The sequence below is a fragment of the Paenibacillus sp. F4 genome, from assembly GCF_002894905.1.
Classification (GTDB): Bacteria; Bacillota; Bacilli; order Paenibacillales; family Paenibacillaceae; genus Paenibacillus; species Paenibacillus polymyxa_B.
This window is the reverse complement of the sequence record NZ_POVS01000010.1, coordinates 114,881-139,737: the sequence shown is the minus strand read 5'-3', so window position 1 is coordinate 139,737 and position 24,857 is coordinate 114,881. Positions and strand designations below refer to the sequence as shown.

The window sequence follows — 24,857 nt, the reverse complement described above, 5'->3', positions numbered from 1 at the left end:
GCGAACAGCCTTCGGTGCTGTTGAAGGATATTTCCCTGAACGGGCAATCCGAACAGGAGCAAGATGTGCTAGAGACCATTGATATTATTTTCTAATCCCTTACCCGGCTTGGGTGTATGCCGTATTTCTCTCGGTACGCATCCTGCCGGGTGTTTTTTTCCAAATGAAAGGGAAAAATCCACCACAGGAATCTGACGTCAAGTGCCGCTGAGTAACTATTTCGATTTATTGGAAAATCGACAAAACACAACAGAAATCGTAGTTTACCTTTGGTATACTAAGAATCAAACCATTCCATAAGTTCACTATTTAAAGAATTAAGTAAAATCAAGCTATCATTCGAACAAAAAAAGAGAATTAATAAACTAGCTAGAGATATAATGGCTTCATTGAAAGAAGTGAATAATGAATTAGTAAGAGATTTGATAGAAGAATTTAATAAAATAAAAATGGATAATAACCTAACTTTAGTTCAAAAAGAGCATCTGAAGACAGCACTTCTTGAACTCTCACGAACTACAGGGCGGTTAGTTCAAATATATGGACAATGGACTAAAGATGGACAGATTATTAGAGATAATTCTTTGAAAAAGAAAATTGATCATTTAAGCACGTTATATGCGACATTCAGTATATTGAGGAAATGGTTATGAAAATTATATTATCGTAATAGTACAAGTTTCCAACTTTCTTTTTATGGTAATTTGTGGTGGTTTCAGACTTTTTATTTTTCGTGTTTATCACGTGCTCTGGCAAACGCAGTAAAATCAACAAAATTGGTTCACGACTTTTTTATCACCTGACAACTAATTGTTCAGTTACATTAAAGTTGGTATCTTAACATTATAGTTGGTTCTGATCTTTTAAAACCGGTTGTCCTAGTTTAGGATGACCGGTTTTTTTAGTTGCTGATGTCAGAAGAAAATAATGTTTTAGACTGAGAAAATAAAGTATTAGACTGCCGATGCTTCATTAAGCTAACGGGCAGGATAGTTTAATAACATATCGAATTTTTTAAGAGTGTAAGGGTATACGAGGTGAGACGTTGCTTAACTGAAGCGTGAAGTAGAGGTAATCAAAAGGAGATACCCAGATGGAAACAAATCAAAATATTCGTTTAGCAATCGAAAAATCTATACAGTTCCTTGAATCTACTCCACATTTGGGGATGACTCACCGCGAGTGCAGCCGTCGAAAATGGGATGGAGCTTGGTGGCATATGGCTGCTCTTTATGAAATGGGAGAGGTGAAACTAATTCCCGAGTCTGCTATTGTCGGAGCAGAATATTTACTCGAAACTCAGGTCTGGCCGACCTTCATCATATCCGCCGATGACCATCCAACAAGTGAAAGTGATAAGATGAAGATGGATTGCTGCCATTGTGAACTTTCCGTATACTATATGATTCTAATGGCGTATGGCTGTGATTTGGACAAGGAACTGCCTTGGATTCGCGAATGGCTCTTAAAGCATCAGTTACCTGATGGCGGGCTGAACTGCGACCCTGAAGCTTATACTCATTCTAAAAAGAGCTCTATTGTTTCAACACTTCCTCCGCTTGAAGCTATCTTATGGCATACAGACCGTGAATTTACTGAACAGGAAGCCGTTTTCTTAGATGAAGGCGCACGGTATTTAATTGAGCATCGTCTTGTATGTTCTAAACAAAATAGAAGCGTCATCGATATGGAATGGCTTAAGCCTTGCTTTCCGAGGTTTTTTGAATATGATATATTACGCGGCATGTCCTTCTTGGCAGAATGGTCCCGACGTAGGAACAAAACGCTGCCGGTCGGGCTACTTATTGAAGGATTGGAACGATTGAACATCTTCAAGGAAACAGGAGGCTTGAGAATCGGTAGACAAGTCTTTGATCCACAAGGCCCGTGGGGTGGGCAACTATTTCCCTTGTTAGAAGCAGTGTCTGGCATTGGTGATGTTTCGCCTTATCTAACCAGACAGTTGGATCGAGTTATCGAACGATTGGACGGGAGTATACCTATGCATAAAGACTTCCTTTAGAAGGGAGCTCATGGGGAAGAGGAACGGACCAGGATGAGGAAGGCTTAGAGGGGAAAGTTGCAAATTTCAATATGTAAAATGATTGTCTAAACACTGATTGAAGCCGTAAAATGGGAAGCAAAAGAAGAGGTCTTTGTTGAGGCAACTCAATAAACCATGGGGCTGCCGTGGATTGAATGGGCAGCCTTGTTACGCTAACGGGCAGGATAGTTGAAAATGTAAAATCCGTGTCAGAGATAACGCTATTGACAATTCATCTACTACGTGATACTTTATAGCGGTAGTAAGTAACACTGCATACCGGTTATACAGAATAGCAAGGAGTGATTGTGCTGGAAAACCTAACGGAAATGCTCAAAGGCGTGCTTGAGGGCTGTATCCTTGAAATTATAAGCCGCAAAGAAACCTACGGCTACGAAATCACGCGGCGGCTGAACGCCCTCGGCTTCACAGATGTTGTGGAGGGAACGGTGTACACCATCCTGATCCGGCTTGAAAAAAACAAGTTGGTGGAGATCACCAAGAAGCCCTCCGAAATGGGACCACCGCGAAAGTTTTTTGCGATCAACGACGCGGGGCGCGAGGAACTGCGGAAGTTCTGGGAAAAGTGGGAGTTCGTATCATCAAAAATTAACGAGTTAAAGGAGAAAAAATAATGAATTTTTGGGAAAAACTCACCGGCAGCGACATGACTAAAGAATTCAAAACTTTTGAATCGCGAGTCAAAAAGCTGCCGGCTGGTTATCAAGCGGCATGGGAAAAAATTAATGCCAATCTCTGGCCGCACTCAGATTTCACCGGTCGCAACCTCATGCCAATTCTTGACGGTGTGCTTGGCCTGCTAGAAGAAACGGCGGCGGACGGACAGAGTGTCCAAGAGGTTTTGGGTGACGATATCAAAGGCTTTTGTTCAGCGCTGGCCGGCGAAGAAGGGGCAAAGTCTTTTCGCGACAAGTGGCGCGAGCAACTCAACAATAATATCGCTAAAAAATTAGGTAAATAGGAGGAGGATAAAATGAGAATACGAGATATCATCGAAGGCAAAAAAGAGTGGCGAGCGCACGTGGCGCGTCTCAAAGCGCTGCCGCAAGATTACCAGATTGTTTATAAAGAGATTCAAAAATATCTCTTTAAGGTCGGCCCTGTTGAGCTAACCGACGGGACGGGTTTGCTCTCGGGGATTATCGATCTTTTTGAAGAGGGCGCGGCCTTGGGGAAAGGCGTGCTCGAAGTGACGGGCAGTGACGTAGCGGCTTTCTGCGACGATCTAATCAAAGATTCAAAAACTTACGCTGACATCTTTCAAGAATCTGTTGATCAAGAAGGTAACAAGGCCATGAAAAAGGTTATGGATAAAACAAAGTAAAAGGGGGATATCGGGATGTGAAAGTCTTTCAAGGACACAGAAGTCCTAAAAGGCGTCAATTTTTAAGTGAAGCGAGGTGAGATTTTCGCCCTGTTTGGCTCCAAACGGCGCGGGCAAGACGACGATTGTCAGAATCCTCACCACTGATTATATTCAAGCTGCGCATCGGGTGATCGCCAGCTTTGAATAGACTTCTAGCAATCTTCTTCATGGCCGGAACATGGCTAAATCAATGCATCACAAAAAAAGCAGCCACTACAGGGCTGCTTTTGTACTACGGGCTAATTGCTCGTGTATTTTACCCAATCATATTCAGCGTATAGCGGATTCGCTCCATTATACGAACCTAGCCAGTCGTCAACGCCAGTGCCATTCCATAAATTCATCATAATCTTGCCTGGCGTGCTTGGTATGTTTGTAGTTGCCGTATGCTTTAGAATCCCGTCAACATACCACTTAATGTACCCTGGCTGCCAATCGAAAGCATAGGTGTGGAAGCCTCTTGATGCATCGAAGCCCAGATCAACAATCTTCTCGTGACCACCGACCCCGTTTGTATAATAGTTGAATTGCACTTTTGTCGTGTCTTTTCCTAAAAATTCAATATCTATTTCATCCCATTGTGTGCCATCAGTAGGTCCCGTATACGTAAAAAAGGAAGATACGATCCCTGTATTTTTAGCAGGCTTCATGCTGACCTCGTATAAGCCGTATCTGTAAGTGTTCGTCGATCGATACTCTCCGCAGTCAAATTTATTGTACGCAGAACTTGTTAAGCCAAGCTTCATTTTGCCATCGTTCGTAAAATTGACATTATTGGCACGCCAAGTGCAATTAAACATGTTCCCATTGGAATATCCATCCGCTTTTTGCCATGCACCAGAATTGAAACCATTAAGTGGTTCCCAAAAAACATTCCCCGCATAAACGCTTACCGAAAAAAACAGAGAGACAATACCCGTGACCATTAAAGTGAACCAAGATTTCTTCTTCATTTTACACCTCCATAAAAGATTGACCAAACATGGAAGAAACGGCTGGCAATGATACATTATTTCAAGTATTGACTGGATTACCGAAAAATATAAAACGCTTCCATATTTGGCATCTTCATTGTAGCTTGAAATTGAGGCGTAGACTATAGCAAACTTAACGCTTGAAAAATAATTTCAAAAAAACTAAATTTTATCAAGTTGTGGTTTGAAAATGCATCGCTGGCCGCTACTCACCCCGATAACTAGAGCGCCTACGTCGGGGAAGTTGAATCAAAGAAGGGTGGTTAAAGAAAAGATAGCAAGACCTTTTTAAGAGGGGCTTGCTATCTTTACGATTTAGAGCAATTTTAACCTCTAATTTGGGATTCGCAAAGTTCAGTCACCTAACATTTACGGCCATTTTGAGGCCCCCCATTATGTAAGGTTGTTGAAATGATGAGGAGAGGGTATAGTTTGTATGTATTTATTTTGTGCGGGAAGAGGTTAATATGGCGACAATTCATGATGTAGCATTAAAAGCGGGCGTGTCGGTCACAACAGTATCCCGTGTAATGAACAACCGGGGATATATCAGTGAAACTACACGCAAAAAAGTGTTCGACGCAATGGAGGAACTTAATTATCAACCGAATGAAATAGCACGATCCCTATTGCGCAAGCAGTCTAATATTATTGGCCTGATTATTCCCGATGTCTCGCATCCTTTCTTCAGTGAGCTTGCCAATCAGGTCGAGTTCTATGCCTATCAGCAAAACTGCAAGGTCCTGCTGTGCAATTCCCATATGGATCCCGTGAAGGAAAAAGTGTATATCGATATGTTGAAGAGGAACCGGGTGGATGGCATCATTATGGGTAGCCATACATTAGAAGTAGAAGAGTACCGACATTTGAATTCACCGATCGTGACATTTGATAGGCAGATTGACCCGGATATTCCTTACATATCCTCGGATAATTATCGCGGAGGCGAGCTGGCTACGGAGCTGCTCATTCGCAAAGGCTGCCAGAAAATTGCGCATATATGCGGAAATCTGGAGCTGAACATGCTGTCCAATGAGCGGACCAAAGCATTCCGGGATGTCGTGGGCAGGGATGGTGTCCAGCATGTGATCGTCCAAACAGACTTGAATGTGTTCGACCAGAAGGAGTACGAGAGAATCATTTCAAAACTCGTTCATGAACATCCGGATGTGGATGGAGTGTTCGCAACAAGTGATATTATTGCTGCTTTTGCGCTGAAAGAATATATTCGCGCTGGAAGGCATGTGCCAGAGAATGTGCGCATTGTAGGCTTCGATGATGTAAGCGTTGCTTCCTGGCTGACGCCGGAACTTACATCGGTAAGACAGCCGATTGCAGACATCGGCAGACTGGCGGTCGAGCTGATCCGCAGGCAGGCGGAAGGGGAGCAGGTACAACCTGTCAATCTGCTGCCTGTTGAACTAATTGAGCGTGCAACGACCTGAATGAAAATCTGTTCCTCTAACAAGGGGAACAGATTTTTTTTAGTACATGTTAAGATTTCAACATGTCAAACGATTGACACAAGTTAAACCTTTGACATATAATCCGTTTGTAAGCGTTTTATTTAAGTGTTCAGAGCCATTATATAAATAAGGGGATGACAACAATGAGGAAATTCAAAAGAGTTCAATGGATGGTAATGCTGCTTCTTTTGGTTATGGTGGTGTCTGCATGCGGTGGCTCCGGAGGAGAAGGTAATTCGGCTTCTGGAGGGGGATCAGGGGATTCGAAAAATGTTAAAATTACGCTTTTGAACTCCAAAGGCGAAATCCTTCCACAGCTGGAGGAAGCCGCGAAGGCGTTCCAGAAAGACAATCCGGGCATTACTGTTGAAATCCAGCCGGTTCCGACTGGTGGATCTCCTTTTGAGCGTGCCTCTGCATTGTATGCATCAGGAAACCCGCCGACCATGATCATGCTAGATACAGGTGATGTTGAGAAATTCAAGGACCGTATCCTCGATCTAAGCGGGGAAAAGTGGAATGCGGACACTGTTGAAAACGCTACCAATGCTACGACATTTGATGGTAAAAATTACGCGTTTCCACTGGCTGTTGAAGGCTACGGATTCATTTACAACAAAGCCGTTGTAGATAAAGCGGTAGGCGGAAGCTTTGATCCCACCACAATTAAAACCCGAAATGACCTTGAAAAACTGTTTCAGCAAATCGAGACATCCGGAAAGAAAGCACTGGTGATTTCATCAATGGACTGGTCCCTGGGCGCTCATTATTTGCCTCTTGCTTATGCAGGCCAGAACAAAGACATGGCTGAAGTGGACAAATTCATGGCGTCACTAAAAGCGGGCCAGGCGGACTTGGCTAATAATCCTGTATTTAACGGACTTATGGATACATTCGACGTCATGATGAAATACAATATCGATCAGGCTTCTCCGCTAGCAGGAACTTATGAACGCGGACCGGAACTGCTCGGCAAAGGTGAAGTTGGCATTTGGTTCATGGGCAACTGGGCATGGCCGCAAATCAACAGTTTTGATACCGCTAACAAAGAATATGGTTTTCTGCCTGTACCCATCAGCAACAATGCCGATGACTACGGCAATCAGGAGATTTCGTCTGCTGTATCCAAGCGCATTGTTATTGACAAGGAGAAGGCTACTCCAGAACAGCAAGAGGCGGCGAAGAAGTTCCTGAATTGGATCGTCTATGATGAGAAAGGCCAGGATTTCCTCGTGAACCAAGCGAACATTATCCCGGCGTTCAAAAATATTACACTGCCTGCGGCCGATCCGCTTGGCAAGTCCATCCAGGATTATATCGCAAAAGGCAAGTCAGAGCAGTCGATGAGTATGCTGCCTGCCGACCACTGGTCCAAGACAGGATCTTCCATGCAAAAGTATCTGGCGAAACAGGGCGATCGAGCAACACTGGTTAAAGAAATCGAAAACTACTGGAAGACCGCAAAATAAGGTTGTTTTCAAATTACCCGGAATAGAGAGAGAAATCAGGGACAAAGAGAGGGATCATCATGATTGCGGAAAAAGGAGTATGGAATCGGCTGCGGACGCGGCTGCTGTTTACCGGACCAACCTTGTTTGCCTTCATAACGGTAATGATCATTCCATTTTTGTACGGCATCTATCTGACGTTCACAAACTGGGATGGTATTTCCACCACACTATCGCTGGTTGGCGTCCAAAACTATCTGGCTGTTTTTAGAGATATTGAGTTTTGGAAATCGTTCAGCTTGACGCTCAAGTATGTGTTTTATACCGTTGTTCTTATCAATGTGATCGCTTTTATGCTGGCTTATGTGCTGACAAAAGGGTTAAAAGGACAGAGTGTTTTCCGGGCGGGATTTTTCCTGCCCAACCTTGTCGGCGGCATTGTACTCGGTTTTATATGGCAGTTTATATTCAACAACGTGCTTGTCTATTTGGGACAACATGCCAGCATACAGTCGCTCAGCACGACTTGGCTGGCTGATCCCGACAAAGCGTTCTGGGCACTCGTGATTGTAACCGTGTGGCAGAACGCGGGTTACATGATGGTCATTTACATCGCGGGATTGACGGGTGTACCGAATGATATTATGGAGGCCGCAAGCATTGATGGGGCAAACAGCTGGACCAGACTGCGGAAAATGGTGCTGCCCTTGATGGTTCCTTCTTTCATCGTATGTATATTCTTGTCCCTGCAGCGCGGATTTATGGTCTATGACGTGAACCTTGCGCTCACGAAAGGTGGGCCGTTCAGCAGTACTCAAATGGTGTCGATGCATGTGTATGAAAAGGCATTCCTTTCCCGTGATTATGGTGTGGGGCAGGCAGAAGCATTCGTGTTGTTCCTGATGGTTGCTCTCATCACTCTACTTCAGGTTTATTTTAGCAAGAAGTTGGAGGTGGAGGCGTAATGACAAGAAAAAGAATTGCTTCCTCCGTGATCAAATTCATTGTGCTGACAGTCATACTCATATTGTTCATCGTACCGTTCGTCTTTCTGCTGATCAATTCGTTCAAGGAAAACATGGCCATCACCTCAAATCCGTTATCCCTTCCCGAGAGCTTCAGTATGGTCAATTATATGAATGCATTCGATAAAATGAATTACATCGCTGCCTTCACCAACTCATTGGTCATAACGGTGCTAAGTGTTCTGTTTATCTCACTGTTCGCGGCGATGACGGCTCATTATTTTGTCAGAAACAACACCAAGTTCAACCAATATACATTTATGCTGATGGTTGCATCCATGATCATTCCATTCCAGGCTATCATGATTCCATTGGTGAAAATCTACGGGTCACTTGATCTGCTGAACAGCAAGTGGTCGCTGATTTACATGTATATCGGTTTTGGCAGCTCGCTGGCCGTCTTCATTTATCATGGTTTCGTAAAGAGTATTCCAAAGGAACTGGAGGAAGCGGCGCTAATTGACGGCTGCACGCGGTTTCAGACATTCTTCCGGATTGTGTTTCCGGTACTGATGCCCACGACTGCCACCATTTCCATTCTCAATGTGCTGTGGATCTGGAATGATTTTCTGCTGCCTTCCCTCATTCTGGTCGATCCGGAGCAAAGGACACTTCCGTTGTCCACGTATAACTTTTATGGAACCTATACAGTGGATTATGGTCCATTGATGGCAAGTTTGGTACTGACGATATTTCCGATCATTATCATCTATCTGTTCGCCCAGAAGTATATTATTCAGGGTGTTATGCAAGGTTCGATTAAATAACTGCAGGAGGAGGATGCTTTATCAAACAAACTAGAACGTATACGAGAGAGCGTGCAGATCAATTTATTTCCCAATCGAAGCATATGCTTCGGCCAGATTATCGGCTGCACTACCATTTAATGGCTGAATTGGGCTGGATGAATGATCCGAACGGCTTCATTCAATATAACGGGCAGTATCACTTGTTCTATCAACATTACCCGTATAAATCAGTATGGGGACCGATGCACTGGGGACATGCAGTCAGCCGCGATCTTATGAAGTGGGACTATCTGCCGATCGCTTTGGCACCGGACGGTGAGTTCGACCAAGATGGCTGCTTCTCCGGCAGTGCGATTGAGCAGGACGGAAAGCTTGTCCTGATGTATACCGGACATGTTGTAACCGGGCCTGACAAAGATCAGGATTACAAGCAGTCGCAGGGAATTGCAGTATCAGAAGACGGAATAACGTTCGAAAAGTGGGAAGGCAACCCGGTCATCGGTTATGACGCCATACCAGACACGATCAGCCGTAAAGACTTCCGTGACCCTAAGGTGTTTAGGCACGAAGATCAATATTACGCCGTTCTCGGTTCTAATGATGCCAAAGGGAACGGACTTGTACTGCTTTACCGTTCTGATGACCTGAAAAGCTGGACGTATGTCAATGTACTAGCCGTGAGTGACGGACGCTTCGGCGATAATTGGGAGTGCCCGGATCTGTTCCCGCTCGGTGGTCGGCACGTATTTATGCTGTCCCCGCAACGCATGCCTGCGCAGGGGGAGGCTTACCGCAATCTGCATTCCACCATGTACGGTATAGGTGATTTCAATTCTGCTGCCGGAACATTTACGGCAGAGAGGTATGCACAGGTGGATCACGGATTCGATTTCTATGCCCCACAGTCAACCTTGGATGATAAAGGGCGGCGTATCGTCATCGGATGGATGGATATGTGGGAGTCGGAGATGCCGACCCAGGAGGGGCACCATTGGGCTGGTGCGATGAGTCTTCCGCGGGAAGCGGTTATCGACGGCGCCAGGCTGCTGTTCCGTCCGCTTGAAGAGGTAAAGAATTACCGATGCAATCTGTTCGAGCAGCGGGATATATTACTGACAGGTGAGCAGATTATGGACACGCGCGGAGATAGCTACGAACTGAAGGTCGTATTTGAGTTTGAGTCCAGTAACACCGATGAATTCGGTTTGAAACTGCGGGTGGGTAGCGAAGAGGAGACTGTACTGTCGTACCGTCCCGATGACGGTCTGTTCCGTTTCAACCGAGAACGTGCCGGTATAGGCCCGGGTGGAGAGAGAAGAGTGCCTTTGGGCTTAAACGAGGGCCGCCTGGAGCTTCGGGTTTTTGTCGATAAAAGCTCGGTGGAAATATTTATCGGCGACGGTGAATACGTCCTCACAGGAAGAGTGTATCCGGGAGTGGAATCTACGGGCATTCGAGCGTTTGCGAGCGGAAAGTGTACGATTGCTTCGTTTCAGAAGTGGGATATATCCACATAGAAATGCATGACAAACAGGAACCCGACCATTGATGGTCAGGGCTCCTGTTTTTTTGTAGGATTGTGATCGTGTGATTTACACAAGCTTATTTTGAAGATAGGCATCAATTTTTGCGAGGGCTTCTTCTGTACCGCCAGATTGCTGGAAGCTATCATTTATTTTTTGTACGCCCTCTTTATACGCCGCGTTCGACATTACCTCATGTACGGCATCTCTTAACGATTGTACATTGATTTGGTCTTTGGTTATTCGATAGCCAGCCTGAAGTTCTGTTAACCGCTGCGCGACCATGGGTTGATCCTTGTCCTGAGGCAGTACGACCAAGGGTACATTAAAGTGAATTCCTTCATTCACACTGTTCATTCCACCATGAGTAATAAATACATCTGAATAACGTAGTACCTCCAATTGGGGAACATAGGGCGAGATGATAAAGTGCTCTGGGGCTGGGTTGATTTTCGTAAAGTCAGCTTTCTCGCCAGCTGCAATCACGACGATACCTTCAAAATCGGAAAAAGCTTCAATACAGGTGTTGAAAAAGTCCTCAACATGATCCAAAACCGTTCCCATCGAAATATACAGAACTTTTTTATCTTGTAGTGCATCCAAAGGAAAAGAATGTTCCCCTTTGCGCTCAGGGAAGCTGGGACCAATAAAGAGATTCTCTTCACCAAAGCTGTCAGCGTCTGGTTGGAAATATCGGCTGGTGTATACAACGTTTAGAGCCCCTGTATTGTTCATAAATTGAACCATATCTTTGGGAGCAACACCGAATCTTTCTTTCATGAGATGTAGTGAGGTCGTGGCCTGTTCATCAAGTTGAAATGGCTCTTTTCCATTAGAGCGAAAGAGATTGGTAGCCATCCGATTCTGTGAAATCAGAAAAGATGGGGATGAAGCAATACCAGGGATTTTTAAATAGTCTCTAACTAACTCGCCAGCTCCGAATCTATCATAGAAAACAAAGTCAAAATCAGTGCTTTCAGACAGTTGCTGGGTGATGGCTAATATGTCCATCGAAGTCTGAATATGAATATTCATAAATGCACTCAACCCAGTCGGAGTACCGGAATCAATAGAAGCAGTCCTGATCAGATCGGTATGCAGGTGAACCGTTGCTCCAACGGCTTCGAGTCTGTCCTTGTATTTCTCAGTTGTAATGTAATGTACTTGGTCCCCTCGTGCTGCAAAGGCTTGCGTCATCCCGATCGTAGGGTTCACATGTCCTTCTGCCGGAAAGTTAACCATTAATATGTTTAACATTCATCATTACTCCTTTTCTCTACAATTAAGATCGCAGTTTTCACTGAATCTCTCAATCCCATAATAACAATAATATTTATTTTTTCAAATGATATCCTTTCAAAATTATGAAACACATGTTGGCATGAAATGTGTATAACAAATATTTAACTCGTGCATAGTAAAGGCGAACTCTACTTAGCAAGGGAGGTTTTTTCTAAGTGAATGTTCAAAGAGCGCAAGAAATAGCGTCCTCTTCCATTATGGCGAATGTGTTGTGTGATGGGTTACCCATTTATATTCAGCATGTGAACGAGCAGAGTGAGACGGCACGCATTTATGCGCTGAGCAATCCAGAAGAGGAACGGGAAGTACCTTTGTACACGTTAACAGAACGAGATCAGGCACTGGAATAAGAAAGGAGCGATATGAAAAATGAAACCCAATCAACAGAAAGTAGTCGAGGCAGACCGTTTGAATTTTCGTGACCAGACGGATGATGTGGTTAGAGAAGTGCCGGCCACGACGGATGCCAGCGAAGCAGTTGCAGCAATAACCTCACATATCAATAAATACGATGTACCGGATGAGTTGGAGGAGAAATAGAGAATGACCAAGCGCGCACAGGATAACCTGTTGCGTGCTTTTTATATGATGCATAAAGGATAACCAAAGATTTAGCAGCTCTGCAAGGGGCTGCTTCTTTTTATTGTTTCGAAAGCATCATACATTTTTTTAAAAAAAGTATTGCATATAGGTTTACTAGGTATTATGATAACAACAGATTTATATTTTTTTGTTTTTCACAAAGGTATAAGGTTTAGACCTTAAAGATTTATGATCGGAGTGTTCATATGTTAATCCAAACTCCTCTGCGCTTTGAAAAAGTATCGGCTAAAAAAGTGAGTGATTTTATTAGAGAGCAGTTGGAAGAGGCTATTATTTTAAAGGAATTGCTTAGCGAGGAGCAACTACCGACAGAGCGGGAACTCGCAGAAATATTTAATGCCAGTAGAATTACAGTCCGTGAGGCGTTATCTCAATTGGAATCCAAGGGACTCATCGAGAAGAGGGTAGGTGCCAAGGGAGGGACCTTTGTTCTTCCCGTGACGGCAAACTCTCATAAACGTACCCGGGAAGAAATTGCAAAAGATTGGGAGCACATGCTGAAGGTCTTTGAATATCGGATGATTGTGGAGCCGGAGGGTGCTTTTTTAGCGGCTGCGCGGATCACCACGGATGAACTGGACCTGCTTCAGCATTACCTGGAACAGAGCATTGAAGCGGACTGTACCCGAGAATGGTTTCGGGCCTTGGATGTTAAATTCCATCTGGCCATTGCCAAAGCATCTGGCAATCCATTTTGTGAAGATGCGGTTAGGCAGATTCGTACCAAGATTAACCCGGCACTTGATCTCATGCCCTATGATGATCAGATTCGGACGGTGAATTACGACGTCCATACGGAAATACTGAGTGCACTTCGGGCACGAGATGCTGAGAAGTCGCGGGAAATGATGAAGCATCATATCGGACATTCCGCAGATGCCATTTATGCAAGAGTGGTTGCAAAAGGCTAACGATATCATACACAAAAAGAATACGATTCGAGTGGGGAGAGTGAAAACATGAACATACATGAACTTTTGGCTTTATCTAGACCGCTTCAAGAGCAATTGATCACATGGCGAAGGGATTTTCATCGCCATCCTGAAACGGGTTATGAAGAGATTCGAACATCGGGCATTGTAGCTGAGCACTTGCGTAGTCTCGGGTTGGAGGTGACAACCCAGGTAGGGAAAACCGGGGTTGTGGGTCTGTTACGGGGAAAAAGCCCAGGGCCTACCATCGGTCTAAGGGCAGATATGGATGCATTACCGATTCAGGATCAAAAAACGGTTCCCTATCGTTCGGAGATCCCAGGTAAGGCCCATTTATGTGGGCATGATGCCCATACCGCCATACTGATGGGAACTGCACAGTTACTTGCTCATTTGGAGCGACCTGAAAGAGGAAATATCAAATTTGTCTTTCAGCCCGCTGAAGAAGGTTTGGCAGGGGCCAAGGCTATGATCGATGACGGTGTATTGGAGAATCCCAAAGTGGATGCCATGGCAGGACTACATATGTTCCCGGGCCTGAAGACAGGAACACTGGGGGTCAGCAAAGGGGTCGCTTTTGCATCGGCAGACAGCTTAACAATTAAGATTCTAGGCAAAGGCGGTCATGCTGCCCGTCCACATGAGGGAATAGACGCCATTGCCGTGTCCGCGCAGGTTATTTCTGCCCTGCAAAACATTCCAAGTCGTATGGTTGATCCCCTTGAAACCATTGTCATTACGATTGGCAAAATTAGTGGCGGGTATATGGGAGCGGCCATTGCACCGGAAGTAGAGATGATCGGTACCGTGCGTACCCTATCTGCGGAACTGCGTAACCGGATGCCTGAGCTGATCGAACAGGTGGTCCGTGGGGTGTGTGAGTCGTTCGGGGCTGGATATGAGCTGAGTTATCAGCAGGGCTACCCGGTTGTGCAGAACGACCCGGATATGGTTGATCTGATGACGGAAACGAGTGAGCAATTGTTTGGCTCCAAGGAGTGGGACTACATCAAACCGTCAACAGGCGGGGAGGATTTTGCTTTTTATTGTGAACAGGTACCTGGCGTGTTTTTCCGGTTGGGATGTGGGAGAGGTGATGAAGATACCAGCTATCCATTACATCATCCCAGATTTGATTTAGATGAAGTGGTACTGCCTTATGGGGTAGCCATGATGTCGGCCATCGCACTGAATTTTTTGAAGACAACATAAAATCGGGATTAAGACGCTCAAATGCAGCTGTGCGGCAATATACAACCTTAATGGAGTGGAGTGGACAAGATGAATAGACATAAGTGGTTTAGAGGCGGGATTACGTTACTGATTGCTGCGATGATCCTGGCGGGTTGCGGTACCCAATCTACAGGCGGTAGTAAAGACAGCGCAACATCGACCGACAGTAAAGTACTGACAATTGCTAATGCTACGGATATTGAAAGTTTTGATCCACATAACAATAACAATACGGCGAGTGAAGCCGTTCTGGTTAACGTATTTGACTACTTATTGAAAAATGATAGTCAGCAGAAGAAAGTACCTGGACTCGCTACTTCCTGGGAAAAGGTAGATGATACCACTTGGCGTTTTCATCTGCGCGAAGGGGTAACCTTCCATAACGGTGATCCATTCACAGCGGAAGATGTGAAGTACACGATAGAAAGAGTAGCAAAGGATAACACACTCAAACAAAATTCATACTTTAAAAATATCAAAGAAGTGAAAGTGGTAGATGAACATACGGCAGACATCATCACCGATGGACCTGATCCGTTACTGTTGAATCGTTTATCCAAAATGGGAGCTGGCATCTTACCTTCCAAGTATATTGAGAAAAATGGGATAGAGGCATTCCTTAAAAATCCGATAGGTACAGGCCCTTATAAATTTAGCCAATGGATCAAGGATGACCGGGTGGTACTCGTTAAAAACGATAAGTATTACGAAGGTCAGCCCAAATGGGATCAAGTTGTCTTCCGCTCCATTCCAGAAGCCTCTACGCGTGTATCTGAACTGCTCGCAGGCTCGATTGACATTGCATCTGGTATCCCTTCCACGGATATAGAACGTGTTCAAGGCGAAGAGGGTAAAAAAATCGTCAAGGCTCCGATCCAGCGTGTACTGCAATTGATTTTACGTCAAAGTCAGGGCAGTGTTACGGCTGACTCCAAAGTGAGAGAAGCGATAGATCTCGCGATTGATAAAAAAGGAATCGTAGACAGCATCGCAGGCGGTGCTGGGATTGTAACCCGTACTTCCGTTACACCAGGTAACTTTGGTGCCGATCCTTCCTTATATGAGAAAACATTATATGATCCGGCTAAAGCCAAGGAACTGCTGAAGCAGGCCGGTTATGCTGGTGCAGGCCCGACATTGACCCTTTCAGTATCCTCAATATACAAAGAGTATGCCGAGGTCGTAGCCGCCATGTTAAATAAAGAAGGATTCAACATTAAATTGGACGTGCTGGAGCCAAGTGCTTTCAGTGAGCGTTACAGTTCCAAATCTTTCAAAGAAATGTTTATGATCGGCATTGGTAATTCTCTATTTGATGCTTCCAACAACTATAATCGCTATCTGGTAGAAGAGGCAAAAGGCGAAACGGATTATAACAATCCGAAGGTAGAGAAGCTGCTGCAGCATGCGCTGACGAATCTGGATACAGCTTCGCGTGAAAAAGAGTATCAGCAAGTGCAACAGATTTTGGCTGAAGATCGTCCAGCCGTATATTTGTTCCAAATGGAAGGGATTTATGGCACCGGTAACGGTGTGAACTTCCAACCGAGAAGCGATGAAATGTTCTATGCAGAGGATATTACACCTGCTAAATAAAGAAGAGAAATGAACGGGCGGGGACCTCAATGAAGGTTCCTGCCCGTCCTTTTAAAAAAAGCCTGCTGGTTACGGAGGTGACAGATTGAAAACGTATATCGCTAAATCACTGCTTCAGGTTATTCCTGTACTTCTGATTGTCTCCCTTATTGTATTCATCCTGGTGAGGGTAACCGGGGACCCTGTGGCCCTTATGCTGCCGGAGACCGCTACAGCTGAGGATCGTGCAGTGTTAACGCAGGCGCTCGGGCTAGATCAGCCCTTATATACGCAATACATTAAATTTATTGGCAGTGCCTTACAAGGAGATTTTGGTACCTCGTTTCGCTATGGTGAATCGGCTTTGCCGTTAGTATTGGAACGGCTGCCTGCCAGTTTTGAATTGGCAGTAGCCGCCATGATTTTTGCGGTCATCATTGCTGTGCCTTTGGGTGTCATCTCAGCAGTCAAACGGAATACCTTTACCGATTTAATCATTTCCAGTTTATCCGTAGTCGGCAAGGCCATGCCTAACTTTTGGATGGGGATTATGCTCATCTTATTATTTTCCGTCATGTTAGGGATGCTTCCGGTGTCCGGCCGGGGCGGGATGGATCATTTAATACTTCCGGCCTTTACACTGGGTGTCGGCCTTTCTGCACAGATGACCCGACTCATTCGCTCCAGTATGCTGGACATTTTGAACCAGGACTATATTCGAACAGCCCGAAGTAAAGGGATTCTCGAAATCGTGGTTATCGGAAAACACGCTTTCCGCAATGGATTGATTCCGGTCGTTACGATTATGAGCTTGCAATTTACGAGCTTGATCGGCGGTACACTGATTACAGAGACGGTATTTGCATGGCCGGGTTTGGGACAGTTACTTGTCGTCGCTGTGAATACGCACGACATGGCTATCGTTCAGGCTGCGGTATTTGTGATTGCCTTTATTGTGGTGGTTAGCAATATTTTAACCGATGTCGTTTACCGACTGCTTGATCCAAGGATTAAATACAACTAGAGAGGGGAGGGGGAAGCGTGGCAGGCATTCATGATGTACAAGCCCTTGGTCCAGATCTAAACCTGGATGGCAAAAAGCAGACACAACCGTCCGGTATCGGACGTATATGGAAGCAACTGTTACGAAGTAAAACAGGAACGGTCGGTGCAGTGATCTTACTGCTCGTTTGTTTAACGGCATTATGTGCCCCTATGCTGGCCAGTCACAATCCTGCGGAAATTGACCCGCTTAACCGTCTGAAGCCGCCTATGTGGTTGGATGGTGGATTGCCGGAACATTGGCTTGGTACAGATAACCTAGGACGAGATATGTGGAGTCGTATCGTATATGGAGCGAGAGTTTCGCTTATCGTCGGTATTGGTGCAGTTCTGGTCTCAGGCACCATTGGCGCAATCCTTGGCCTCCTCGCCGGGTTTTATGGTAAATGGGTGGATGCCACCATAATGAGAGTTGCCGACGCCTTTTTGGCTATTCCGGCTATTCTGCTGATGCTGGTTGTCTTGGCCGTTGTAGGGCCTGGCATGACTACGCTCATTTTCGTCATTGGCGTTACAAATTGGGTTTCTTATACGAGAGTTGTCCGGGGCGAGGTATTGAGTATCAAGGAACGAGACTTTGTTAAAGCAGCCAAGGCGATTGGCTCTAAAAATAGTAGGATTTTATTGAAGCACATTTTACCGAATGTCCTGTCTTCGTTTATCGTCATTTCCGGTATGAATGTAGCAACGACGATTATTATGGAAGCTTCTCTTAGTTTTCTCGGATTAGGGATTACACCGCCGGCAGTGTCCTGGGGTGGCATGCTGAGCGATGGGAGGCAGTATATAGCCACGAGCTGGTGGGTGGCAACGTTTCCCGGCCTGGCGATTACCATCACAGTTCTGGGCGTCATTTTTCTCGGTGACTGGCTTCGCGATGTGTTAGATCCCCATATGAAAGCGAAAGAATAACAGAAAGCGGGGGATCGGAAAAGATGACCACGAGATTGCTAGAAGTGAATCATTTGAAAACCTACTTTAAAACGGAGGATGGCATCGTTCCTTCGGTCAACGGTGTCAGCTTCACTGTGAATCCAGGCGAAACAGTAGCTATTGTTGGAGAGTCCGGTTCCGGTAAAAGTGTAACCTCCTTGTCTATTATGGGTTTAGTGGCTGCACCAGGTAAAGTCGTGGGCGGGGAGATTCTGCTTGAAGGACGAGACTTGCTCAAATTGTCCAAGGGAGAAATGCGCAAATATCGGGGAAACGAGGTATCCATGATTTTTCAGGAGCCAATGAGTTCGTTGAATCCTGTATTTACGATTGGCAACCAAATCAGTGAGGTCATCCGGCAGCATCAGAAGCTCAGCAAACCCGAAGCACGGCAGAAAAGTATAGAGATGCTGGAAAGGGTAGGTATACCTGGTGCGTCGAAAGTGGTAGGTTATTTCCCACATCAGTTGTCCGGAGGAATGCGTCAGCGGGTGATGATCGCAATGGCCTTGGCCTGCCAGCCAAAACTGCTCATCGCTGATGAGCCGACGACGGCCCTGGATGTAACGATACAGGCTCAAATTTTGAATTTAATCCACAAGCTGAGCAAGGAAGAGAACACAGGCATCATTCTCATTACCCACGATTTAGGTGTGGTCGCGGAAATGGCTGACCGGGTAGTCGTGATGTATGCCGGGGAAGTAGTCGAGGAAGCGGACGTATTTGAATTGTTCGAAAAACCGGGCCATCCCTATACGATCGGACTGCTAGGATCACTCCCTAAGCTTACAGAACAGAGGGAATGGCTGGATTCGATTCCCGGTACCGTTCCTAATATGATGCAGATGCCGAGTGGTTGTCCATTTCATCCCCGCTGCCCTTACGCCCAGGAACAGTGCACAAGGATTCATCCTGAATTACAGGCCAAGAATCCAGGACACTATGTCAGATGTTTACGGATGGAGGAGGTGTCAGTATGAACGAGACAGCACAGAAAACACCGCTTCTCGAAGTGAATGGGCTTAAGAAATATTTTCCGATGAACAAGGGCTGGTTTTCCAGAAAGAGCGGTTATGTACGGGCGGTTGATGATTTGAGCTTTAAGGTGATGCCAGGGGAAACCTTAGGTATTGTAGGGGAATCGGGGTGTGGTAAATCAACAACAGGACAAATGATTACACAACTGCTAGAACCCACGGCAGGCGAAATTCGTTTTCAAGGACAAAGCCTGTCTGATTTAACGGACGAAGAAGTCCGCAAAGTCAGACGAGATTTGCAATTTGTATTTCAAGACCCGTATTCCTCTTTAAATCCAAGAATGAAGGTTTTTGATATCGTCGCGGAACCGCTTCAGGTACACGGGATTGCTAGAGGCAAGGAGCTTAAAGCTGAAGTTTTTCGACTGTTGGAAACGGTAGGGTTAGGCGCGCATTTAGCGGATCGGCATCCCCATGAATTCAGTGGCGGGCAACGGCAGCGGATTGGCATAGCGAGAGCACTGGCTATGAAACCGAAGCTCATTGTTTGTGATGAACCTGTATCCGCGCTGGATGTGTCAATTCAGGCTCAGATTTTGAATTTGTTAAAGGAGCTTCAGCAGCAGTTCCAACTTACCTACATTTTTATTGCCCACGGGTTGCCCTCCGTCAAGCATATTAGCGACCGGATCGCGGTGATGTACTTGGGTAGAATCGTGGAGCTTGCAGATCGTGATGAGTTGTTTGCAAGACCGCAGCATCCGTATACAAAAGCATTGCTTGAGGCAGTGCCTGTTCCTGATCCGAGGCTGCGTAAAGAACGGATAACATTGACGGGGGAAATCCCTAATCCCGCCAATCCGCCTTCGGGCTGTACTTTTCACACGCGTTGCCCCTATGCACAAGAGATATGCCGCCTACAGAGTCCATTGCTCGAAGAGCATACTCCAGGGCATATTGCTGCTTGTCATTTTCCCCTGCATAAGCAGGTGGCTCACGAATAGATAAACTTTTGGAAGTAGGCGTTAACCAAAAAAGGAGGCTACTCATGAATAAACGATCAATTGTACCGGAGGATTTGTACGGATATCAGTGGATCAGTGATCCCACAATAAGCCCCGATGGAACGATTGCCTACGTCAATAAAAGCATAGATCGCCCAAAGAATGACTACCAAACACACATCCGTGTCGTATCCCTTCTTGGGAACGATGATCAGCCGTTGACCGGTGGCCATAAGGATTCGGCTCCAGCTTGGTCACCCGATGGATTACAGCTAGCTTTTTTACGTCTGGCGAATGGAAGCAAACAGCTATGGACGGTTCCGGCTGAAGGTGGAGAGGGACAGCGGCAGACGGAGGTGAAGCGGGGAGTGGGTGCATTCGTCTGGTCACCGGACGGAAAGTATATTGTATTCACAAGTATGGTGAGTATACACGCTGAGCGGGAAGCCATGGGGCTTGAGGAATATAGCAAGCAATCAGGTGAGCGGGGGCGTATTGTGGATCGTACCACTCCCAAAGCTGAAGGATCGGGCTGGTGGAACGGTCTATTTAGTCATTTATATGTATTGGAGCTTGAAAACGGCCGTGTCACGCCAATAACGTCGGGATCTTGGAATGCTTCTTACCCTGTATGGTCCACGGACAGCAAGCAGATTTCCTTCTTGTCCAAACGTGTAGACGACGACATGAAGGATGCGGACATGCTTTCGTTTTCGGATGTGTATACGATCGATTGCGACGGCGGTAATCTGGTGAAAGTTACGGATTCCAGCTTGGCGATTAGCCAATTTTCGTATGCCCCAGACGGCAAATCATTGACTCTGATCGCTAGTGATCGCATTTATGGAAGTGGTAGCCAGAATCGACTATATACCGTGCCTGTTACGGGGGGAGTCCCGGAACTATTGGTTCCTGAATTAGACATGCAAATCGGCAACTTCGCCTTAAGCGATATGAAATCATTTGGTCCGTCTCCATCTCCGTTATATGCTCCTGCGCGATTGAAGCCAGAAATGTATGTGCTCGGGACGTTGCAGGGTGCTGTTCATATATACCGCATCACAATAGACGGGAATGTTCAAGCGGTGACTGGCGGAAGTGATAGAGATATCTATCAGTACACACTATCTGCTGACGGTCGCTATTTGGTTTTTGCTGCACTTGATGCGGACCGGCCTGGCGAGCTGTATCAAATGAATCTGGAGACAGGGGAAGAAAAACGACTTACGCACCATAACGACGATCATATGGCTTCCTTGCAAGTGAGTTCACCAGAGAAGTTTTGGTTTGAGGCTTCGGATGGCTTCAAGGTACAAGGATGGATTTTCAAACCGGCCGGAATGGTTCCGGGGGATCAGGTTCCTTTAATTTTACAAATTCACGGCGGACCCCATGCGATGTATACCGGCACGTATAGCCATGAAATGCAGACGCTTCTGGCACAGGGATATGCCGTGCTCATGACCAATCCGCGCGGTAGCTTTGGTTATGGTCAGGATTTTGCTCAGGCCTGCCGGGGGGACTTTGGGGGAGGAGATTATCGTGATCTGCTGGACGCCTTGGACTTTGCGCTGAGCCAGTTTGATTGTATAGATGAAACCAGGCTCGGGGTGGCTGGGGGCAGTTATGGCGGCCTGATGACCAACTGGATCATTTCTCACACGAACCGATTTCGAGCTGCCGTTACGCAGCGTTGCATCTCCAACTGGCTCTCCTTCTATGGCTTGAGCGATATTGGTATTTCCTATACGGAGGGAATCGTTGGGGCTAACCCGTGGGAAGATCCTGATCTACTCTGGTCCAAATCCCCACTGGCACATGTAAATAGCATTGAAACTCCGTTGCTGATTTTACACGGCGAGGAAGACCTGCGCTGCCCTGTTAGCCAAGGGGATGAGTTGTTTACGGCTCTTAAGCGGTTGGGTAAAATAACACGCCTCATTCGATATCCCGGGTCCAATCATTCATTGCTAAAGAGCGGTAAACCGACCCTTCGTGTGGATAACTTTGAACAAGTGGTGGCTTGGTTCAATTCCTACTTGAGTAAAGGAGTATACTCCAATGAGTAAAGTGAAATTGTCCATCCCAGTGGCATTTCTGATCGAGAACTTACGTACGAGTGGTGAACCGAAAGACGTCATCATTGAATGTATCAAAAAACAGGATTTCACTCCTTTGCTCGATAAGGTTAAAGAAAAAACAATGGATTTCAAAGAACGTTGTCAAACGGCAGAAGACATAGGAGACGAGTGGGAAGAAGCGATCCTTAGTGGTTATGAATTTAAGTTTTTACACATCAATGGATTGAAAAGGCTGCTTTATTTTCGTTTTGATCGAGCCATAGATCGCGATTATGAACAGGATGGAATCACGTTGAAAAATCTGTATCTTGATCCTATCGAAATTGATACTTTACAAGGGCTCATCGGCAGACAGTGGCAGGTGATTACTGATGACAATGAAGCAGTAGGTAACGTGCAGAGGAGCGTATGCATTAAGCTTTTATACCAAAATGAAGATGATTCTTAAAAAGCAAATAGTATTTAATGCCCAAACGTACAAATGATATTGCCCATGTGTACGTTTTTTTCTGTTTGTTTTTTTGTAAAATAATATATAAATGATTTCTGTTCAAACTAAATGGACCAGGTCGTCATAGCGGCGTTGTCTCTAATAAGTTGAAAAGCCGAATTCAGAATTGTAGGAGGGAATTATGATTGATGTATTCAATGAACAGATTCAAAATCTAGATCCGGAAATAAGTGAAGGTGAATTTGAGAAGAAAGATATTTCAAAAGTATTAACTATAATATGGATTTTTATAATTTATAGTGAGTCTGTCATTCTTCAACATTTGTCTAGTGGTCTAAATCTGCTGCAAAGTGTCTTATTCACTGTAATCATCATATTGCACATCCTCTTGTACTTGCATGCTCAAAGAGTTGCAAAAAATTATTCATGGGCTTATTTTGTTGTGCAAGGGGGATTGATCTTTTCAAGTGCATTTCTTCTACCTGACAGTTTTTCGATTGTACTGGTTGGGTTAATGCCAATTTTGGTGGGTCAGAGTATAGGTATTTATTATAAGCCGCTTAAGGTCATTCTTGTATTTTTGATCTCCTATGTACTTTTTTGTGTGGCTGTGGTCTGGCATAATGATGGCAAGCAATTTGTGTTGTTCATCCCGCTATTTTTTCTAATTGCAGTTGTTATAGTAGCTTATGCCGTTCTTTTTCTCAAACAAGTCAAAGCACGAATTCGAACACAAAACGTTCTTAAAGAACTTGAAATCGCACATCAAAAGGTCGAAGAACTTACAATTGCTAACGAACGACAACGTATGGCCCGTGATCTTCATGATACGCTGGCTCAAGGGCTTGCTGGGCTAATCATGCAACTTGAAGCCATTGATGCCCATCTGACAAAAGGAAGTACGCAAAGAGCTCAGGAGATCGTCCAACAATCGATGTCACAAGTGCGAAGAACATTGTCTGATTCAAGGCGAGCTATAGACAATCTGCGTTCAAAAACCATCTCGGAAGTTGATTTTGCAGAAGCCGTGGAGGAAGAAATACAGCGATTTACAATGGCTACGAGCATTCGTGTAATACGCAACATCAAAATTAAAGCTTCAGTCCCCAGACTGTTGTTCGAACATGGATTGTTTATTATAAGCGAGTGTTTAACCAACGTAGCGAAGCATTCACATGCTAATACCGTATGGATTAATATTTTAGATAACGAAGGTAAAATTGAAATCGAGATTCGCGATGATGGAAAAGGGTTTGATACGGATATTATTGCCAAGCAAACAGGGCATTACGGAATAATAGGTATACATGAACGTGTGCGGATGCTGGGTGGGAAAATCAATATCAGCAGTATATTTCAAGAAGGTACAGCTATAAAAATAGAGGCGCCTCTTACTAAAGGAGACCTATCATGAAATACAAGATTTTAATCGTCGACGATCATTGGGTAGTTAGAGAAGGATTAAAGCTGGTGCTGGAGACCAATGACAGTTATGAAGTTATTGGTGAAGCCGGAGAAGGTGCAACGGCTCTTAAATTGATCGAAGAACTTCAGCCGCATGTCATATTGTTGGATTTATATATGCCACAAATGAGTGGTTTGGAAACCATGAAAGCCCTCAGAGAAAAACAAAATGAAACACCAGTCATTATCCTGACGACCTATAACGAAGATGATTTAATGATTAAGGGACTCTCTTTGGGAGCAAAAGGATATTTATTAAAAGATACCAGTCGAGAAAACTTATTTCGCACGATTGAGTCTGCGCTAAGGGGTGAAACGCTGCTTCAGCCAGAAATAACAGCAAGGGTATTCGCTGCAACGAATAAGAGAGAAGCTGAGATAGAGTCACACGAAAGAAACTTAGTTCTGACTGATAAGGAAAAGCACATATTAAAGTCTGTTGCACATGGTTATAAAAGTAAGGAAATTGCGTTTGATATGGGAATTTCCGAGCGTACCGTAAAGGCACATTTAACGAATATTTATAACAAGCTTGGTGTTGATTCCAGATCCGAAGCTGTTGCCGTTTCGTTGGAACGTGGTATTTTACAGCTTTAGAAATAATAACTGAAAATATGTTATTTA

Annotated in this window: 25 protein-coding genes; 23 read left to right on the top strand and 2 right to left on the bottom strand. The window is 45.1% G+C overall.

All coding sequences use genetic code 11. The features are described from left to right. Positions 1-380 precede the first annotated feature (380 nt). The 5 genes from C1T21_RS11505 (at position 381) to C1T21_RS11485 (ending at position 3,389) form a co-directional block, all read left to right on the top strand. Positions 381-653 carry a hypothetical protein gene (locus tag C1T21_RS11505; RefSeq protein ID WP_053326165.1) on the top strand — a complete coding sequence of 91 codons (273 nt, stop codon included), beginning with the start codon at positions 381-383 and terminating at the stop codon, positions 651-653. Between the two features lie 440 nt (positions 654-1,093). Then, a complete protein-coding gene (locus tag C1T21_RS11500) occupies positions 1,094-2,023 on the top strand; it encodes a prenyltransferase/squalene oxidase repeat-containing protein (RefSeq protein ID WP_103048353.1) in 930 nt (309 codons plus the stop codon). 350 nt (positions 2,024-2,373) lie between these two features. Beyond that, positions 2,374-2,679, top strand: a complete 306-nt coding sequence (locus tag C1T21_RS11495) for a PadR family transcriptional regulator (protein ID WP_272640953.1) — start codon at positions 2,374-2,376, stop codon at positions 2,677-2,679. Then, complete coding sequence (locus C1T21_RS11490; protein WP_103048351.1) at positions 2,679-3,026, top strand: DUF1048 domain-containing protein; 348 nt, start codon at positions 2,679-2,681, stop codon at positions 3,024-3,026. Before C1T21_RS11495 ends, C1T21_RS11490 begins: the two co-directional genes overlap by 1 nt. Positions 3,027-3,038: 12 nt before the next feature. After that, entirely contained in the window at positions 3,039-3,389 is a 351-nt protein-coding gene (locus C1T21_RS11485; RefSeq protein ID WP_103048350.1) for a DUF1048 domain-containing protein, read from the top strand. A 281-nt stretch (positions 3,390-3,670) separates the two neighbouring features. On the opposite strand, the gene bglS is transcribed toward C1T21_RS11485, so the two are convergent. Continuing rightward, positions 3,671-4,384, bottom strand: coding sequence for a beta-glucanase (gene bglS / locus C1T21_RS11480; protein ID WP_103048349.1), 714 nt, complete (start codon positions 4,382-4,384; stop codon positions 3,671-3,673). Between the two features lie 488 nt (positions 4,385-4,872). Here bglS and C1T21_RS11475 point away from each other — a divergent pair, with 488 nt between their 5' ends. From C1T21_RS11475 to C1T21_RS11455, 5 genes are all read left to right on the top strand, one after another. Next, positions 4,873-5,850, top strand: coding sequence for a LacI family DNA-binding transcriptional regulator (locus C1T21_RS11475; RefSeq protein WP_103048348.1), 978 nt, complete (start codon positions 4,873-4,875; stop codon positions 5,848-5,850). A 164-nt stretch (positions 5,851-6,014) separates the two neighbouring features. Then, on the top strand, positions 6,015-7,340 hold the full coding sequence (locus C1T21_RS11470; RefSeq protein ID WP_103048347.1) for an ABC transporter substrate-binding protein: 1,326 nt from the start codon (positions 6,015-6,017) through the stop codon (positions 7,338-7,340). 59 nt (positions 7,341-7,399) lie between these two features. Then, entirely contained in the window at positions 7,400-8,284 is an 885-nt protein-coding gene (locus tag C1T21_RS11465) for a carbohydrate ABC transporter permease (protein WP_103048346.1), read from the top strand. Further along, positions 8,284-9,111, top strand: a complete 828-nt coding sequence (locus tag C1T21_RS11460) for a carbohydrate ABC transporter permease (RefSeq protein WP_023990432.1) — start codon at positions 8,284-8,286, stop codon at positions 9,109-9,111. Before C1T21_RS11465 ends, C1T21_RS11460 begins: the two co-directional genes overlap by 1 nt. Positions 9,112-9,194: 83 nt before the next feature. Next, positions 9,195-10,610 (top strand): glycoside hydrolase family 32 protein, encoded by a 1,416-nt coding sequence (locus C1T21_RS11455; protein WP_103048345.1) that lies wholly within the window; start codon positions 9,195-9,197, stop codon positions 10,608-10,610. Positions 10,611-10,685: 75 nt separating this feature from the next. Here the strand turns inward: C1T21_RS11455 and C1T21_RS11450 are convergent, their stop codons facing one another. After that, entirely contained in the window at positions 10,686-11,873 is a 1,188-nt protein-coding gene (locus C1T21_RS11450) for a macrolide family glycosyltransferase (protein ID WP_103048344.1), read from the bottom strand. 200 nt (positions 11,874-12,073) lie between these two features. On the opposite strand from C1T21_RS11450, the gene C1T21_RS11445 reads away from it, so the two are divergent. The 13 genes from C1T21_RS11445 to C1T21_RS11390 all read left to right on the top strand — a co-directional run bounded on the left by C1T21_RS11445 (position 12,074) and on the right by C1T21_RS11390 (position 24,830). After that, a complete protein-coding gene (locus C1T21_RS11445; protein ID WP_103048343.1) occupies positions 12,074-12,268 on the top strand; it encodes an H-type small acid-soluble spore protein in 195 nt (64 codons plus the stop codon). Positions 12,269-12,287: 19 nt separating this feature from the next. Further along, positions 12,288-12,458, top strand: a complete 171-nt coding sequence (locus C1T21_RS27320; protein WP_023990428.1) for a hypothetical protein — start codon at positions 12,288-12,290, stop codon at positions 12,456-12,458. Positions 12,459-12,706: 248 nt separating this feature from the next. After that, complete coding sequence (locus C1T21_RS11440; RefSeq protein WP_023990426.1) at positions 12,707-13,432, top strand: FadR/GntR family transcriptional regulator; 726 nt, start codon at positions 12,707-12,709, stop codon at positions 13,430-13,432. Positions 13,433-13,480: 48 nt separating this feature from the next. Further along, positions 13,481-14,665, top strand: coding sequence for a M20 metallopeptidase family protein (locus C1T21_RS11435; protein WP_103048342.1), 1,185 nt, complete (start codon positions 13,481-13,483; stop codon positions 14,663-14,665). A 69-nt stretch (positions 14,666-14,734) separates the two neighbouring features. Continuing rightward, complete coding sequence (locus tag C1T21_RS11430) at positions 14,735-16,282, top strand: ABC transporter substrate-binding protein (protein ID WP_025723793.1); 1,548 nt, start codon at positions 14,735-14,737, stop codon at positions 16,280-16,282. A gap of 85 nt (positions 16,283-16,367) precedes the next feature. Further along, positions 16,368-17,285, top strand: coding sequence for an ABC transporter permease (locus tag C1T21_RS11425; RefSeq protein WP_023990423.1), 918 nt, complete (start codon positions 16,368-16,370; stop codon positions 17,283-17,285). Between the two features lie 17 nt (positions 17,286-17,302). Next, positions 17,303-18,235, top strand: a complete 933-nt coding sequence (locus C1T21_RS11420) for an ABC transporter permease (protein WP_103048341.1) — start codon at positions 17,303-17,305, stop codon at positions 18,233-18,235. Between the two features lie 23 nt (positions 18,236-18,258). Further along, positions 18,259-19,236, top strand: coding sequence for an ABC transporter ATP-binding protein (locus tag C1T21_RS11415; RefSeq protein ID WP_103048340.1), 978 nt, complete (start codon positions 18,259-18,261; stop codon positions 19,234-19,236). After that, complete coding sequence (locus tag C1T21_RS11410; protein WP_025723796.1) at positions 19,233-20,237, top strand: ABC transporter ATP-binding protein; 1,005 nt, start codon at positions 19,233-19,235, stop codon at positions 20,235-20,237. The genes C1T21_RS11415 and C1T21_RS11410 overlap by 4 nt, the downstream gene beginning before the upstream one ends. Positions 20,238-20,281: 44 nt before the next feature. After that, positions 20,282-22,306 carry a S9 family peptidase gene (locus C1T21_RS11405; protein ID WP_103048339.1) on the top strand — a complete coding sequence of 675 codons (2,025 nt, stop codon included), beginning with the start codon at positions 20,282-20,284 and terminating at the stop codon, positions 22,304-22,306. Then, the gene (locus C1T21_RS11400) at positions 22,299-22,766 is read left to right on the top strand and encodes a hypothetical protein (RefSeq protein WP_103048338.1); all 468 of its coding nucleotides are present in this window, start codon (positions 22,299-22,301) and stop codon (positions 22,764-22,766) included. The genes C1T21_RS11405 and C1T21_RS11400 overlap by 8 nt, the downstream gene beginning before the upstream one ends. A gap of 184 nt (positions 22,767-22,950) precedes the next feature. Then, positions 22,951-24,183 carry a sensor histidine kinase gene (locus C1T21_RS11395; protein ID WP_103048337.1) on the top strand — a complete coding sequence of 411 codons (1,233 nt, stop codon included), beginning with the start codon at positions 22,951-22,953 and terminating at the stop codon, positions 24,181-24,183. Continuing rightward, positions 24,180-24,830 carry a response regulator gene (locus C1T21_RS11390; protein ID WP_025723800.1) on the top strand — a complete coding sequence of 217 codons (651 nt, stop codon included), beginning with the start codon at positions 24,180-24,182 and terminating at the stop codon, positions 24,828-24,830. Before C1T21_RS11395 ends, C1T21_RS11390 begins: the two co-directional genes overlap by 4 nt. Positions 24,831-24,857 lie beyond the last annotated feature (27 nt).

Coding starts and splice junctions, on each gene's coding strand:
- C1T21_RS11505 (WP_053326165.1), top strand. CDS start 381: ATGGCTTCATTGAAAGAAGTGAATAATGAATTAGTAAGAGATTTGATA.
- C1T21_RS11500 (WP_103048353.1), top strand. CDS start 1,094: ATGGAAACAAATCAAAATATTCGTTTAGCAATCGAAAAATCTATACAG.
- C1T21_RS11495 (WP_272640953.1), top strand. CDS start 2,374: ATGCTCAAAGGCGTGCTTGAGGGCTGTATCCTTGAAATTATAAGCCGC.
- C1T21_RS11490 (WP_103048351.1), top strand. CDS start 2,679: ATGAATTTTTGGGAAAAACTCACCGGCAGCGACATGACTAAAGAATTC.
- C1T21_RS11485 (WP_103048350.1), top strand. CDS start 3,039: ATGAGAATACGAGATATCATCGAAGGCAAAAAAGAGTGGCGAGCGCAC.
- bglS (WP_103048349.1), bottom strand. CDS start 4,384: ATGAAGAAGAAATCTTGGTTCACTTTAATGGTCACGGGTATTGTCTCT.
- C1T21_RS11475 (WP_103048348.1), top strand. CDS start 4,873: ATGGCGACAATTCATGATGTAGCATTAAAAGCGGGCGTGTCGGTCACA.
- C1T21_RS11470 (WP_103048347.1), top strand. CDS start 6,015: ATGAGGAAATTCAAAAGAGTTCAATGGATGGTAATGCTGCTTCTTTTG.
- C1T21_RS11465 (WP_103048346.1), top strand. CDS start 7,400: ATGATTGCGGAAAAAGGAGTATGGAATCGGCTGCGGACGCGGCTGCTG.
- C1T21_RS11460 (WP_023990432.1), top strand. CDS start 8,284: ATGACAAGAAAAAGAATTGCTTCCTCCGTGATCAAATTCATTGTGCTG.
- C1T21_RS11455 (WP_103048345.1), top strand. CDS start 9,195: ATGCTTCGGCCAGATTATCGGCTGCACTACCATTTAATGGCTGAATTG.
- C1T21_RS11450 (WP_103048344.1), bottom strand. CDS start 11,873: ATGTTAAACATATTAATGGTTAACTTTCCGGCAGAAGGACATGTGAAC.
- C1T21_RS27320 (WP_023990428.1), top strand. CDS start 12,288: ATGAAACCCAATCAACAGAAAGTAGTCGAGGCAGACCGTTTGAATTTT.
- C1T21_RS11440 (WP_023990426.1), top strand. CDS start 12,707: ATGTTAATCCAAACTCCTCTGCGCTTTGAAAAAGTATCGGCTAAAAAA.
- C1T21_RS11435 (WP_103048342.1), top strand. CDS start 13,481: ATGAACATACATGAACTTTTGGCTTTATCTAGACCGCTTCAAGAGCAA.
- C1T21_RS11430 (WP_025723793.1), top strand. CDS start 14,735: ATGAATAGACATAAGTGGTTTAGAGGCGGGATTACGTTACTGATTGCT.
- C1T21_RS11415 (WP_103048340.1), top strand. CDS start 18,259: ATGACCACGAGATTGCTAGAAGTGAATCATTTGAAAACCTACTTTAAA.
- C1T21_RS11410 (WP_025723796.1), top strand. CDS start 19,233: ATGAACGAGACAGCACAGAAAACACCGCTTCTCGAAGTGAATGGGCTT.
- C1T21_RS11405 (WP_103048339.1), top strand. CDS start 20,282: ATGAATAAACGATCAATTGTACCGGAGGATTTGTACGGATATCAGTGG.
- C1T21_RS11400 (WP_103048338.1), top strand. CDS start 22,299: ATGAGTAAAGTGAAATTGTCCATCCCAGTGGCATTTCTGATCGAGAAC.
- C1T21_RS11395 (WP_103048337.1), top strand. CDS start 22,951: ATGATTGATGTATTCAATGAACAGATTCAAAATCTAGATCCGGAAATA.
- C1T21_RS11390 (WP_025723800.1), top strand. CDS start 24,180: ATGAAATACAAGATTTTAATCGTCGACGATCATTGGGTAGTTAGAGAA.